15 protein-coding genes and 1 tRNA gene are annotated in these 14,292 nt (G+C 49.8%); 4 read left to right on the top strand and 12 right to left on the bottom strand.

Translation table 11 applies throughout. The features are described 5' to 3' along the window. Complete coding sequence (gene sufU, locus AC2UZI_RS08050) at positions 1-456, top strand: Fe-S cluster assembly sulfur transfer protein SufU (RefSeq protein ID WP_486943290.1); 456 nt, start codon at positions 1-3, stop codon at positions 454-456. An 11-nt stretch (positions 457-467) separates the two neighbouring features. Next, positions 468-1,025: a putative Fe-S cluster assembly protein SufT gene (gene sufT, locus AC2UZI_RS08045; RefSeq protein WP_486943289.1), complete on the top strand. Its 558-nt coding sequence runs from the start codon at positions 468-470 to the stop codon at positions 1,023-1,025. Positions 1,026-1,109: 84 nt separating this feature from the next. Here the strand turns inward: sufT and AC2UZI_RS08040 are convergent, their stop codons facing one another. From AC2UZI_RS08040 to pgaA, 10 genes are all read right to left on the bottom strand, one after another. Further along, positions 1,110-1,871: a response regulator transcription factor gene (locus AC2UZI_RS08040; RefSeq protein WP_486943288.1), complete on the bottom strand. Its 762-nt coding sequence runs from the start codon at positions 1,869-1,871 to the stop codon at positions 1,110-1,112. Between the two features lie 150 nt (positions 1,872-2,021). Then, positions 2,022-2,330, bottom strand: a complete 309-nt coding sequence (gene csgH, locus AC2UZI_RS08035; RefSeq protein WP_486943287.1) for a curli-like amyloid fiber formation chaperone CsgH — start codon at positions 2,328-2,330, stop codon at positions 2,022-2,024. A gap of 83 nt (positions 2,331-2,413) precedes the next feature. After that, positions 2,414-3,541, bottom strand: coding sequence for a hypothetical protein (locus AC2UZI_RS08030; RefSeq protein WP_486943286.1), 1,128 nt, complete (start codon positions 3,539-3,541; stop codon positions 2,414-2,416). Between the two features lie 78 nt (positions 3,542-3,619). Next, positions 3,620-4,603: a CsgG/HfaB family protein gene (locus AC2UZI_RS08025; RefSeq protein WP_486943285.1), complete on the bottom strand. Its 984-nt coding sequence runs from the start codon at positions 4,601-4,603 to the stop codon at positions 3,620-3,622. Next, complete coding sequence (locus AC2UZI_RS08020) at positions 4,600-5,040, bottom strand: curli assembly protein CsgF (protein WP_486943284.1); 441 nt, start codon at positions 5,038-5,040, stop codon at positions 4,600-4,602. The genes AC2UZI_RS08025 and AC2UZI_RS08020 overlap by 4 nt, the downstream gene beginning before the upstream one ends. A gap of 18 nt (positions 5,041-5,058) precedes the next feature. Then, on the bottom strand, positions 5,059-5,550 hold the full coding sequence (locus AC2UZI_RS08015) for a curli production assembly/transport protein CsgE (protein WP_486943283.1): 492 nt from the start codon (positions 5,548-5,550) through the stop codon (positions 5,059-5,061). A gap of 246 nt (positions 5,551-5,796) precedes the next feature. Continuing rightward, on the bottom strand, positions 5,797-6,213 hold the full coding sequence (gene pgaD / locus AC2UZI_RS08010) for a poly-beta-1,6-N-acetyl-D-glucosamine biosynthesis protein PgaD (RefSeq protein WP_486943282.1): 417 nt from the start codon (positions 6,211-6,213) through the stop codon (positions 5,797-5,799). Beyond that, a complete protein-coding gene (pgaC, locus tag AC2UZI_RS08005) occupies positions 6,210-7,532 on the bottom strand; it encodes a poly-beta-1,6-N-acetyl-D-glucosamine synthase (RefSeq protein ID WP_486943281.1) in 1,323 nt (440 codons plus the stop codon). The genes pgaD and pgaC overlap by 4 nt, the downstream gene beginning before the upstream one ends. After that, entirely contained in the window at positions 7,529-9,550 is a 2,022-nt protein-coding gene (pgaB, locus tag AC2UZI_RS08000) for a poly-beta-1,6-N-acetyl-D-glucosamine N-deacetylase PgaB (protein ID WP_486943280.1), read from the bottom strand. The genes pgaC and pgaB overlap by 4 nt, the downstream gene beginning before the upstream one ends. Then, positions 9,550-12,045, bottom strand: coding sequence for a poly-beta-1,6 N-acetyl-D-glucosamine export porin PgaA (gene pgaA, locus AC2UZI_RS07995; RefSeq protein ID WP_486943279.1), 2,496 nt, complete (start codon positions 12,043-12,045; stop codon positions 9,550-9,552). Before pgaA ends, pgaB begins: the two co-directional genes overlap by 1 nt. A gap of 299 nt (positions 12,046-12,344) precedes the next feature. On the opposite strand from pgaA, the gene AC2UZI_RS07990 reads away from it, so the two are divergent. Further along, a tRNA-Pro gene (locus tag AC2UZI_RS07990) sits at positions 12,345-12,421 on the top strand. 112 nt (positions 12,422-12,533) lie between these two features. Here the strand turns inward: AC2UZI_RS07990 and AC2UZI_RS07985 are convergent. Then, positions 12,534-12,821, bottom strand: coding sequence for a hypothetical protein (locus tag AC2UZI_RS07985; RefSeq protein ID WP_486943278.1), 288 nt, complete (start codon positions 12,819-12,821; stop codon positions 12,534-12,536). A gap of 93 nt (positions 12,822-12,914) precedes the next feature. Further along, on the bottom strand, positions 12,915-13,379 hold the full coding sequence (locus tag AC2UZI_RS07980; RefSeq protein ID WP_486943277.1) for an alpha/beta hydrolase: 465 nt from the start codon (positions 13,377-13,379) through the stop codon (positions 12,915-12,917). Positions 13,380-13,521: 142 nt separating this feature from the next. Here AC2UZI_RS07980 and AC2UZI_RS07975 point away from each other — a divergent pair, with 142 nt between their 5' ends. Next, on the top strand, positions 13,522-14,223 hold the full coding sequence (locus AC2UZI_RS07975) for a tellurite resistance TerB family protein (RefSeq protein WP_486943276.1): 702 nt from the start codon (positions 13,522-13,524) through the stop codon (positions 14,221-14,223). Positions 14,224-14,292 lie beyond the last annotated feature (69 nt).

Below are 14,292 nucleotides of genomic sequence, written 5' to 3'. Positions count from 1 at the left end.
ATGAGCGATCCTTTTAATGGTTTGCGAGAGCTTTATCAAGAAGTTATTTTTGATCACAATCGAAGCCCCCGTAACTTTAAGGCGTTAGAAGACGCTACCCATTCAGCCGACGGTCATAACCCTTTGTGTGGCGATCAGCTTACCGTGTATGCACGCATCGATGATGACAACATGGTTGAAGACGTCAGCTTTATTGGTCACGGGTGTGCGATCTCTAAGGCGTCTGCCTCTCTTATGACCGAAGCCTGTAAGGGCAAGCGTAAAGAGGAAGTCGAAGCACTTTTTGCCGATGTGCATGCCATGCTCACCCACGAGCATCCTGATCATGACTTGGGAAAACTGGAAGTGCTTTCCGGCGTTAAAGAGTTTCCGGCCCGAGTGAAATGTGCATCATTGGCTTGGCATACCTTGCATAATGCAATTAATCAGGCACAAGAAGTGGCTAAAACAGAATAGAGGCATTTATTGTGAGTTATCACGATCGTGAAGATGTAGAGGTTAAACGAGATTGTCCAGCAGTGACGATTCCGTACGGCTCACCTGTGACCATTGAAGCGGGTTGCATGGCGACCATTACCCAACGACTAGGCGGTAGTTTTACCGTATTAGTTGAAGGTAACTTGTACCGAGTTGAAGGTTCAGATGCCGATGCCTTAGGTCAAGAGCTTATGGAAGAAGAGGTTTTTGTGCCTGAGCTTCCTCTTAGCGAAAAAACCATAGAAGAAGCGGCATGGACAGTTTTAACGAATGTGTTCGACCCTGAGATTCCGGTGGATATCGTGAATCTGGGTCTGGTTTACCAGTGCACCGTCACTCAAAAAGATAAAGAAGACTACCATATACGTATGGATATGACCTTAACCGCACCGGGGTGCGGCATGGGGACGATGATTGCGGATGAAGCAAGGTTGAAGCTACTGTCTATCCAAGGTGTAAGTGAAGTGGATGTTGAACTTGTTTGGGATCCACCCTGGAGTCGCGAAATGATGAGTGAGTCAGCACGCTTGCAATTAGGTATGTTGTAAGCGCTCGTTCGATTCACAAAGCAGCTAAAACGCCCCCAGCCGTATGCGTAGTTCATCGGTTTGGGGCGTTTTGCGTTAGCTTCGTTATTCATTGAGATCTTGCGAATCAATGTCCATGCCAAGCTGGGCTCCGCGAGATAGTGCGGCAAAGACCGCTTCATTACGGTTATGGACATTAAGCCGTTGATACAGTGTTTCCGTGTGCGCTTTTGCTGTGGCGGCCGATATTTCAAGCCCTTTTGCAATGCTCTTTAACGGTAGGCCGCGGGCTAAGAGCTGTAGAACTTCGTACTGACGAGGTGTCAGCCCTAGCATTTCAGCTTCATTTTGCGGCGCACCAACCTTTACGGTAGTTTTAGCTTGAGAAGCTGTGGCCGTAGAAGCGGCTTGAATCGGCGTATAGTCTTGAATGCTCGGCAAACGATCAAATCTGCTTTTTTTATTTACCTGAGCGGTTGGGGCTGAGCGCAGAGGGAAACAATTTCCCCCAGCTAATACCAGCCTGAATGAGGCTTGCAGAATATCAAGTGAAGAGTCTTTGCTAAGGTGGCCTACGACATTCGGCGGCAAAGCGATCGCGCTAAGGTTTGTGGACGATTGATCGGACAATAATAAAATGGATGCTGGCGCATAACGGACAATGGCCGTGTCTAGGATGACGGTGGCTTCGGGTGAGTCAGGTACGGATAAGACGAGTAAGTCGCATTGCTGTAACTGAGCCCCTGTACCGCTTAGATCGCTGTAATCGGTGCTGCGAAGGCGTATGCTAGGCCCGATTTCCGCCAGAACTTGTAAAAGTCCCAGTCGTAGTAAGGGATGAGGTTCAACGACAAGAATGGCCGTCATAGATTTTCCTGGCTACATAATATAAACAACGAATGAGGGTGGGTTTACGTTGATAGCATGTAATGAACCCGAATTACTCGACATAAAGGGTAATTTTAGTTCATAGAGTAACAAAGCTTTTGTATTTGTCTTAATTAGCGATATCTTCTATTAGTCAGGACAGCGAAAGCTATAAAGCATTTGTTTGCCGTCAGCGTTCTCAAAGTGAAGTTGAATATTGCAACTGTCAACGGCATTTGACTGCAACGACATTTCGGTAATGGCTTTGGGCTGATTGGCATTAAGTTGCAAATCACCCCCTTGCTGTATCACCGATGTTCCTGTTGGTGATGAATGGGTGGTGGTTAATTTATATTTTAAAGTGGTATTGGTTGGGCTCTGCACGTAAGGGATCACGACCCCTGGCTTTAATGTACCGGCGGCTGCCAACCATACTTGTAGGTCTACATCTGCGTTCATTTTTTTTATCACCCTCTAAGCAGACGTGAGAGGGGGCTAGCCCCTCTCCCACGGTGTTAACCAATTAAATGATCGTCATTGGCTTAGTGCTGTGTAACGGTTGCTACGTTATAACGGCCGCTTTGTGTGACATTAGCCGTTTGGTTGTTGTTACGCTGTACCACAGTGGCGGTGTTGCGTTTACCGTACTGGGTAATATTGGCTTCTTGGTTACTGCCACGCTGATTAACAGAAGCGTAGTGGCGTTCGCCGTATTGAAGAATGCTGGCCTCAAGGTCACGACCACTTTGTGAAGTGTGGCCACGCTGCTTATCACCGTACTGCTCAATGGATGCGGTAACACGGTGGCCCTCTTGTGTTGCGGTGGCCTTGTTATTCGTGTCGTATTGGTGAATGGTAGCGCTTAATGCTGAGGATGCGCCATGTTTGCCTCTCGTCCCACTTTGCTCGATGGTGCCATCGTTGTTGTAGCCATACTGTTTGATTTCAGCATCTGAAAGCGATGTGTAATCTTGAGTGATGACCGACTTATGGCCATGGCCAGCAACTTGAGTTAGGGCGTCTGTACCAGAAACGTTATTTTGCTCGATTGTGGATCGGTTCCAACCAGAGCCACCCAAAAATTGGATGCTTGCGGTGGAGGTGTTTTCAGCGCGATTCTGGGTGATGACACCTGTGTTTCCTTTGCCCCCGTCCTGAATTTTGGCAGTGGCGTTTTTCGAGTTGCGCTGCTCAATGGTGGCATTGGAGTTTCTGCTGTTGCTCCACTGGTGAATTGAAGCCGTTGTAGACTGGTTGCCGTTTTGAACGATAACGGATTTGTTATCTCTGCCATAGTCTTCAGACATGGCAGTGGTGCTACGGTTACCGTCTTGACGAATAAAGGCGTCTCCATCTTTACCGTGCTGCCAAACCTGAGCGCTACCACCACGGTTGCCAAACTGTTCAACTACCGCCTCGTTATCACGATTACTGGCAGTGATAGATGCGTTGATCGAACCAGAGTTGCTTTTCTGCATGATGTAGCCGTCGTTTGACTGACCGCTCTGATGAATGGAAGCTGATGCACTACCGTTATAGTATTGGCCGATAACGGCTTTTTGGTTAGAGCCTGACTGGCCCACGGTAGCAGTATCAGCCGATGCAATGGTAGGTACTGCGCCAAATGCAAAAGCTACAGCTGCAGTGACTAACGATAATTTAATTTTCATGACTGGGTTCCTAGTACATAAAAAGAGACCATTGCTTAGGTTTGCCCGATGGTCTCCAACGTCGGGCAATACAAAAATTTAGGGTTCTACAACAAGGGCTTCGGCCCCATCACTGACAAAACCGACGTCAGCAAAAATGGCATTCTGTGTGGCGGCGTAGTTCTCATAGCTCATTAGATTGCGCGCGAGATTCCGGTAGCGCGATAGCACAGGGTGGTCGTAATCAGCACGACTCTGAAGCTCCCAGTTACCGTCCTCAAGGCCTTGAACGATCAGATGAACGAGCGCCGAATCGATAGCTTCTTTCACACTAATTTGGGCAGGTTCGTTGCTGGTGACGCCGGCTTCGATTTCTAATAGGTCTTTGAAATTCACGAATTTGTAAACGCTGGGATGAATCTCGTAGGAATAAATGGTTTTGGTGGTGGATACGCTTTGCAGAATTTGGCCGGTTCGGATATCGATGCTTCGTAAATTGATGGTGACTTGATCAATGCGATATTGGGTAGAGGCGCCAATGCCTAAGTAACGGGCTCCCGCACCCCCTGTTCGGACATTACTTTCATAGGAAATAATTCCGCCATCCATCATGATTTCTGCAGGAACCAGTGGAGGAATTTCAATGCTAGAGGTCTGGTTATCGCTAGAGCCATCCAGGGCTCGGACAATACGACGTTCGGTGAGTAATTCTTGTAGGCTTTCTCGCTCTACGGGAACATACCAACGAGAGTCTTTAAGAGCCTTGACGAGCAACGAGGTGGCACCTTGCGTGACAGATGTGGAGAATGAACTCTCGGGATAGGGTTTGTATTGTCCCGTTTGATCCCTGAAACCATAGACAGCAACGGCCAGACGAGCCCGAGGAGGCGGTAATTGCAAGAGATCTTGTGTGGACGGTGTAGCGGGTGTTAAGACAGCGGCGTTATTGACGTTCGATGGCGGATGCGGCACATGCACACACGCCGTTAGGCTACTGATAATGAGCGCTACGGTAAGCGAACGTGCTCGATTAAAGGGCCCTGAGCGTAGTGGTGTTTTATTGATTTTTTGTACGGATGTCATGGCTGATTAACTCTAAAAGTAGTGGTTGCGCCTGAGAGCTTGTCGCGTGTGGTAATGGATAAGGCCCCTCCACCTAGATCGATTACGTCGACAACGAAGTTTCCTGTTTCAAATGAGCCAGGCACGAATCGACCATCGGCATCGATAAATTGAGAGCTGGCGGCCGAGGCCAGACGACTGAGAACCGCGCGCTCTAGTTGATCGTTAAAGTCCTCAAAAGGAGAGCGCTCTTGAAACCCAAAACGGTCCTGCTCTGGATCTTTGTGTTTATTGGTAATTTGTGCCGAATTAAGTAGCCAGTTTCCGTTCAATGGGTCTCCACCAAATGAAGGATTCACCGGGGTATAAACAAGCGGGCTAGCGACGCTACTGGTCGCAGCTAAGGCGAGGGCTACTGTGAAAGCAGCAGCAACACGTCGAGTTGTGTAGGTATTCAAGTCGTTCTCCTTGCTGGCTTAGAATTCTTCAGGTGCTAGGTCAGGGTTGTGAATGAGCAAACGTTCAAATTCGCTGTCCATCAGGTTCTCGAAGACCAAGTTGACGGCGTACTCACTGATGGCTCGTGTTTGGGATCGCGCTGGGGGTAAAAAGGTATGAAACATTTCTTGACGACGGTACTCGACCCAGATCTCACTTCCCCATCGCGCAGTAGGGCGCTCGTAAATAGCGATGGTGTAATGAGTGTCGAGGCCTTTCGCTCGCCAGATAGTCGAGAAAAAACGATAAAAATCGTTGCCTTGCACCGTCACTGTGCGATTGATGACCATGCCAGCCAAAGGATCACCAAAGAGTTGACGTTGTTGGCTTTCAATAATGGCTTGTGTGCCTTCGATTTGATCGGTGATACCAGAAGGATTCCGCTGCTCGCTTTGAGGCTGTGTCCAAGCCGGTGTGCACGCAAAGGCGAGTACGCCATATGCCACTAAGCGAGATGTAAGATTGCGCATGAAACCCTCCGTAAATTCGTCGCGTGTACTGCAGAAAAGTCTTTTTCACTGCTGGATACAAGCACTGACACAATGCATATTAGTGACCCTTCGTTCTAAACATATGGGCTAGCCGGCCTACGCTGTTTGGTCCTTTAGGCCTAGGCCGTATGTCCGAATAAATGTGGCGTAGGCTTTCAGATCATAGGCAAAAAAAAACCACTCCAGAGAGAGTGGCGAATCATGAAAACCCCATTGAAATGTCTGTTAATTGGCGGTTTCCACGTGAACGATATGGCCATTAGGGTTGTGGTAAATAATGCTAAAACGGTTGGCTCTGAGTTCGTTGTGTTTACTGGGGTCTAGGCCATAAAGTGCCGCATTGGACGCATTGAAGTGATCGATTGCACTGTGATCCACATAGCGCCGTTTGGTTAACTGTCGATGGCTTTGTGCCCACAGGGCTAGCAAGCCGGTATTGATTGCCGCTACCATTAGATAGGCACTCAAGGTGCTAACGGTAGGCATGATAGGGCTGAAACTCAATGCGGCGATGCTTGACGACTCTGTCATCAGCGACAGTATGCTTTTGGTGATTAGCCAAATGAAGGCTAACCAACCAAAGGCGGTGAGTAAGACTTCAATCGTGTGATAAAGCGGATGTCTAGCGTGTTTGATGATCATGATCCATTCTCAATGCCACGGTCAGGAGAAACCCACCGAGCTCGGCCGCGGCTTTTGAGCATGGCGGTGGGAAAGGTTCGTAAACAAGTTAAACAATTAATGAGCCAGAACACGCAGGGATACCAAATCACCCAGTACAGTGCACGGCCGATATCAGCTTCGTAGCGTCTATCGATAATCAAGCTGGTTAAGAATTGCAGCAGGCAAACGCAAGCCAGTAGTAGGCCGGTGAAAGAAGGGGGGATCGACGAGCTTGTTTCAAGTAGGCTTTGCTGTGTGGCATATTCGACGAGCCAGAATATGCTGGTGATGGCCAACGAAAAACTCCATAATACGGAGAGGTAATAGTCGGTTAACAGCCCCCATAGCTTGTGGTGCCGGATGTGCCAGACTTTTGGTAAGTACTTGACGAAAGTTTCTGCGCCACCTTGCGCCCAGCGTTGCCGCTGGCGCCATAACCCCTTCACGGTTTCAGGCATTAACACCCAACATAAGGCTCTAGGTTCATAGAAAATACGCCAGCCACGCAGTTGTAATTTCCAAGTAATATCGATATCTTCCGTCGCCATGTTTAGGCTCCAGTAATCGACCTCTTCTAGTGCTTCATGTCTAAAAGCACAAATCACTCCAGAGACGGTAAAAAGTCGTCCAAATACACGTTGGGTACGTTTGATTAGCCCGATAATTGACGAGAATTCACCCACTTGTATGCGGCCCACCAGCGTGGATCGGGTCCGTATTCTCGGGTTGCCGGTAATGGCACCCACCTGAGGGTGTGTGATTAAGGGGTTAACCAAATAATGAGTCGCGTCGGGATCCAGCAAGGCATCGCCATCAATGCATACCAGATAAGGGCTGCGTGCAGCCATGGCGCCCATGGTTAGGGCCATCGCTTTGCCTTGGTTATTAGCAAGGTGAATGATGCGTAGTCGATCGTCATGCTGACTGAGGTGATCGAGAATTTGGCCCGTGTTGTCGCTCGACCCATCGTTAATAGCGATCACTTCGATGTTTCGATGGCTTTGGGCAAGCGCCATGCCGATGGTTTCTTTGCAGTTGGCCTCCTCGTTATAACAAGGGATCAGAATGCTAACAAAGCAATCACTGGGTAGTTCGGGAGGTGCGCTGGGCCGCCACGTCCAGTGACGCTCCCATTGGAACCTGAAGTACAGCGCCCCGCTAATCCAGATGGCCCCCATGAATAATGGATAAAAGAAGATAAAAAGCATCAAAAAGAATTGATGACCGCTAAGGTAAAGATAAGCGGGAAGCAATATGACGCAGATAAGGGCAAGAATGCCGACGATACGCTCTTTCATTGTTTGAAGGGGAACCATTCGTTAGAGATTGCTGGGCGAATTTCTTTTAAATTCGGCTGATCAAGCACAAAGTCGTCGGGGTAGTAGCCGAAATGTTGTGCTCCTGCGCGCTGAAGTACCTCCATCCAGTGAGCTATGGTTTTGGTCGGAATGTGCTGTTGACCCGGAGCCGCATTCCAATCCAGAGTTTGCACTTCGAAAATGGTTTTACTTAGGCCATTAGGTCGTTTGGCGACTTCAGCCACGATGCGCCGAATCCATTGGTCCTCATCCTTTCGGGCGATGCCCTCCATGCGAGGCATAACCATGGGAAGGGTGTAGTCGTACAAATCAAGAAAATCATCCAGATTTTGTGCAAACCATTGCTCACTTTCCGGCTTCAGAATGGGTAAGGCGAAGAGGTTGCGAGCTGTGAGTATTTGCGGGCCGGCACTGTCCTTCACCACCTGCGCGAGCTCCACCGTAAAATCGTTCAAGGTCTGTGTTTTGTATTCCGTCCAACGTTGCATCAAGTCTGGGTTCGCTCTGATTTGCAAGACGTCGGCTGGAAACCCCTGAGTGTTGTACTGTTCATGTGCTGCGGGGCTGTCGTCCTCATAGTCTGTGAGGACGGCGTCGTCGTGAAATAGCAGCCCATTAAATAAGGTATAAGCGGCTAAATCGGCATAGAGTTGTTTGATTTGTTGTCGCCCGTGCACATCAAAAGGAGAGATGCGGCGATAGGGCGATTGGCTAATCACGGTCTCTTGCGTATTGGGGTCGCGGTAATGGACGCGGGTGATCTTTTCATCAAGATCGAGCCCCAAAACCGGCATCCAGGCATAGACGCGTACATCGGCACGGCTTCGTAATTGCCATGCCGCGCGGTTAAATAAATCGGCTCGCATGGGTAGAACGCTGTTTGGAAAATACACAGACTTAATCAACCCGTCTCCCTCTGGGTCGGCAAAAGCTTGCAATGCCACAATGGGAATATTGAGATCAGCGATGCGTTGCACGAGTTGGTCGAGATTGCGTTCAGTCTGTTCCGGATCGGGATCGTAAACGTAATCCAGATCAATGTGAACCAATCGCTTTATCGGGGGGCGTTCTGCTGCCACGACGTAGTGCGAAAAGTCGATCGTAGACGGATTTTTGTTGATGAGCAGGCGCGGGGTGTTCAGTGGGCTGCTGACATGAGCCAAGCCATCTTCCAATGTCATGGCCATTTCGTAGCCGGCTTTACTTAACTCGGCCAGAGCCAGACCGTTGGCTCGGCCATAAGGCCAAATCCATACGCGTGGAGCCTTGCCGGTTACCTGCTGTATTTTCTCTGTAATGCGTTGTACGTCAGTACCAATACGCTGTTTAAACTGCGCTTCGCTTTCATATTGCCCAGACTTTGAGTCGTAGTAACGGGATGCGGCCACTGGCTGGGTATTACCTTGGGGGTTCGCGATATGACCGTGATGTAGGTTGTAAGAGTGTGCGGCAATCTCAACCAAACCGGATCGCGACATTTGCGCGACTTGATCCCAAGATAGGAAACGATCGCGGGAAACCATTTCGCCCCCAAAGTCCACCATCTTTTCTGTTGGCGTGTCTAGCCATATACCAACGGGGGCAAGAACGGCTGGCCACTGATAGGCCAGCAGTAAAGGGTAGACTCGTTCATAGAAGCTTGCATAGCCATCATCAAATGTGAGTAATACGGCTTTAGGGGGTAGAGGCTTGCCCTGGTCTCGGGCAGCAAGGATTTGATCCACCGAAACGGGGGTGTATCCGGCTGTTTTTAGCCAACTAAATTGCTGTTGCAAGTGGGCGGTGCTAACACTTAGAAAACGTTGATCGGGGTCGCTGTCTTCGACGTCATGCCACGCAAGAACCAGATACGTGTTTTCTCGCCAGGCGGATTCATTAGCAGGCTTTTCACGTTCGGCAGGATGTGTGAAAGGCTCAGCATAATGCGTGCAGGCAAAATTAAGCAGCACGGCACTGTATACGAGGAACTTGAATAAGGGGCGTAGTAAAGTGAGCATTAGAACCGCCAGTTAAGTTCAAGAATGACGTTGAGATTATTTTCTTTTATGCCGTCGTAGGGTCGTCGCATGGCTGAAACTCCCAATGAAGTAAAGAAGCGATCATTCACGGCGAGATGGTGCTTATACGAGGCCGATAGCACCGAGCCTGAGCCATAACTTTGTTGGTGGTAGGTGCCCACCCCCAGTTCCAATCGATGCGACCAACGTCGTTCGTAGTGTTGGTGCAGCAGCTGCTCAAAACCGAGTTTTGGAAGCAAGAAAAAGTCGCTTTTCGGATTGAAGTAAGGCGTTCGGTCTTGTGTTTGCGTGTTACCGAGACTATTGCGTGATGTCGAGGCTTCTAGCATGCCGTCAATGAGATAACGATCGCGAGTTAAGAGCCTTGTCTGACCGGTTAGGAATACTTCGTTGCGTTGGTTTCCATCCGTGAATCGAGACGGAGAATAGCGTAAGCGCCACGGGCTTAACGCTGATGCTTGCCACTGTATATAAAAATCAGCTCGGTTGCTGTGAACCCCGTGACTCAAGGCGCGCAGCGGTGTTTGTGTGCTACGGGCGGCCAGTTGAACCCCGCCTTTCCAATGGTCACTAAAGGTGTGCTCCCACCACACACGAGCCCCTACGCGATTCTTGTCCCGGTAGTTTTGGGTATTCACTTCGATTTCAGCCTGATTGTTGCGGCTACGCCATTGCATACCCGCCAGACCAGTATGAAAGCTAATGCTTCGATTGTCGTACTTCGCGTGGTTGAGCTGGTAGCCCACAAAAGGACGCCATTCATCGGTTACGGGCTGTGTATAGAGCTTTGAATTAAACCAGATGCCGTTATCGCCATCGGCTGTGTTGCCTGAGTCCAGAGCGGTACCTGTGCTGATGACTAACTCATTTAACTGATGGGTTTCCCATCGACGGTGAAAACGCTGCACATCGTTGGTTTCAGGGTGATGCGTCATCAGGTAGTCATCCAAACTACGAGCCTGTTCCCATTCGTTCAGAGCAAGGGCGTTATACCCTTGGCTGAGGAGAAGCGCTCGATCCACAGGCTCTGTGGTTTCTACGATTTTTAGCTGTTGCTCTGCTTTACGGGGCAGCCCGTTCGCGCGCAATGTGTTGGCATAGTGCACGCGTAAGCGTGAGTTGCCCGGAGCTTGGGTGAGTAGTTCCTTAGCCGTTTCACGCGCTTGAGGAAGGTTATTGGCATAGTATTGGCGTAAGGCAATGGTTGTTTGTATATCCAGATAACGTGGGTTGGGGTCGGCTTCTACCGCGCCTTTGACCGATACCCACTTGCTAGTGTCACGTAAGGCTTCATCGAGCACGTTATCGGCTTGAGCAAAAATACCGCTTTCTTGATAGACATAGTTCTGGTTCAAACGACGAATCCAAATCGCCTCGGAGCTTAACGCAGTACTGGTGTCGTGACGCTGATAGATTGCTGCGGCTTGCTCAGGCTCTTGTAGGCTGAGATAAGACGACGAAACGGCGTCCAGAACATAGTCCGGAACACTGGCATCCATAGCAATCAACCGCTCGTACTCGCTAATAACGTCTGCTGGACGGGCCGCCGCGTTAAGGGCAAGCATCTTATCGAGGGTTAGTCGTTGAACAATCGGATGATTTGCGTCAAGTTTTGGTTGCCATTTTTCCAATAGCGCGTCATAGCGTGCGATAGCTTGCTCGGCGACGGCGTAACGCTCGTCAGTTTGGCGAGCATGCAGCAAACTTTGCCGCGTGAGCTCGGCGTTCGCATCGGTTTCTAAGGTTGCGAGCTGTTCGGGATTAAGCGAGATTTGGTGTTGCGTCGCATAATCTAAAGCCTGGCGAGGAGAGCCGCTATGGTGCAATGCCTTGATGTAGTGCTGTTTCCATTGCACGCTCTGCGGTTCACGTTGCACGGCCAGCGACGCAGCGCTTAATGCATCATGTCCCAATCCAGCTTGCATAAATATTTCGCTGAGCGCGGCAAGTTCACGTGCCGTTGTTGCCTTGAGCAACAACTGATCGCGTTGGCGACGTAACGCGCTGCTATCGCCCGTTTGAATTAATGCTCGCAGTGTTAAGACTTGCCACTCTGTCGAAGAGGGGGCTTGTCCGGTTAGGCGGGTTGTGTCAGCGATAAGGGCTAAGACGGCCTTGGGCTGTTGGGTCTCCAGATACGACGTAGCAGCAGCCTGTTTTACGTAATCGGGATCCGAGTTTCGTACATTCAGTCCACGATTTTCATAAAGCGTGAGGGCGCTGTGGTGTAAGCCCGCCCAGCTTCTTACTACAATGAGGTCGCGTTTTGCTAAGGTATCAAAAGGGTTTTGGGTTATTTTTTCGTCCAAGTACGCCAAGGCGTCCTCGTAATGTCCCTGACGAGCTTGCTCAATCACGCTGTGGTAGCGATCGATCGACGTAGTAACGTGCTCAGTAGCAAGGGTAGGTGTAAAGGAAAACAGTAAGCTGATTGCCAATACACCCTTCAAAAGTTTGGGGTCAGTTGCGATCACGGCAGCACCTTACTGGGTGAGGTTCAGTCTGAGGTAGGGGATGCTCAAGCATTGTGACCAGACTCCTTGCAATAGGAACGATACGTAGCAACGCAACGGCGGTGCATTCTTTCATGTTTGTGAATGCTACGAGGTAGATTTGAAATTCATCCTAGGCCTAGTGGTCTCAGTCGAAGATGGGCTGCATGGCCTAGGCCATGCAGCCCCAATAGCCTAGGCTGTCCAGCCCTAAGAAAAAGGCGCAGATAGCCCTCGCGTGTTGACAAATCGTAAATACACGTGCTATAGTTTCGTTCTTTCGGGGCGTAGCGCAGCCTGGTAGCGCACTTGCATGGGGTGCAAGGGGTCGAGTGTTCGAATCACTCCGTCCCGACCAAAATTACCCTAACAAATTAAGGACTTACAGTGTTCAACGCTGCAAGTCCTTTTTTGTTTTTAATTGTGGTGTGAGTTAGGGAAGGGCAGTGTTGTGACCTAGTGGCTAGTTACTACTCATCTCGATGTCCTCGGGTCTTCTCTAGTTTGACGGGCGTATCGTCTTTAGGCCCTAGTGGGTTGTTCGGCGCACCTTGCGGGTTCGGGTTGCCGTCAAACTGCGTCGCTTTATGCTTGGTAGTGTCTTGTGGGTCGTGATTGGGAAGATCAATTTCCTGCTTTTCGTCGGGTAATTCTATTTCGCGCTCTGGGACGGGTGTGGGCACATGGGTTTGCTCGGGTTTGGTGTTGTCTTGCTGGGTCTTTTTCGCTTTATTAACGTCAATGTCGTCTCTGCTCATCACATTCTCCTAAAAAGGATTGTTTTGTTAGCAAGTTGTGTTCCTGCGGTTACTAACGTTAAAGCGCAGATGTGATGAGGCCTTACTTGTTCTTTAAGGAATGGCTTGACGTCTTGATGCCCGTGGCTCTTCCACATATACCTGATCTTCGCTAAACCTAACGGCGTTGCCGACTTGGAAGCGACTGGCGGGCACGAGTTGCTCGGTAATGACACCGCTAAAGTAATCGGCAGCCGTTTTCGGTAGTGAGGTAACACGCACCGGTATCCATCGTTCGGTCGATTGCGCAATAAGTCGGACCGTGTCCCCGACGCGTATTGCTAATGCACCGGGGGCGCGATGGAAGTCTCTGTGTCCGACAGTGATACGAAAGTCCATTGGTCCATGAATCACATAAGCCCCTCGTATGGCGGCGTCGGTGGCGCGAATTTGCTCTACGATGTCGTTAGTCGTGTCGATATTGCCGTTGCCATTGAACAGGGCCTGGTGTGCCTTGGCCCGTTGATGAGGGCATAGCTTAAGCAGGTTTGCAATAACAGTAAACTGATGGTCGGTCATATGTTTTTATCAAATTGGTCGTAATAACCTTATAGCAGTATCAAATGATAAACATTTTTATACCAGTACGTTAGGGCTTACGCTAGGTGTGGAACTAATATACTTGCCTTGTCTCTAAGTTTTTTTATCTCGCGGAATAATTATGTCGATTCAAGGTATCTTGCAGCAAATGCTTCAGTCAGCCCAAGGGATGGTCCAAAACGGCAATCAAACCGAAGGGGCTCAGAATAATAGTGGCCTGCCCTCCATGAAAGGCTTTGCGGGCGGAGCCTTATCGGGTGGGGCTTTAGCATTGTTGTTAGGCAACAAAAAGTTCAGAAAGATGGGAGGTAAAGTAGCCGCCTATGGTGGTATGGCCGCATTGGGTGCGGTGGCTTACCGTGCCTACGGAGAATGGCAGAAGAAAGAGAATGCCACAGCAGCGCAGGGCGCTACCCCCGTTCAGCCTGCGCAAGCCTTTGCGCAGCTCCCAGCCCCTGAGGTTGAGCACCACAGCCGCATTATTGTTGCAGCGATGATTTCTGCTGCAAAAGCAGATGGTCATATCGGGAAAGACGAACAAGCCTTACTTGATACCGAGTTTCAGAAGCTGCAAGGCACTGCAGAGGATCAGAACTGGCTGGCCGCGCAGTTGAACGGCCCAGCAGACCCCGTGGCGGTAGCGCGGCTTGCTTCTACCCCAGAACAAGGTGCAGAGATCTATCTGGCCAGTGTGTTGGTCACTGAGGCAGATAGTTTTATGGAACGAGCTTATTTAGATGAGCTAGCACGGCAATTAACCTTAAGTGATGGTCTTAAAGAACACTTAGAGCAGACGGCATTGGGGGAAAACGGGATTTCTTGAGTCGAGACTGGTTTTGATAAGGCGGCGTATCGGCATATTCGCTTACGCTACGATTCATTTCGACGTGGT

The sequence above is a fragment of the Paenalcaligenes sp. DL 463 genome (assembly GCF_057475185.1).
The sequence above is the reverse complement of the archived record's forward strand: the minus strand, read 5'-3'. Positions and strand labels throughout refer to the sequence as shown.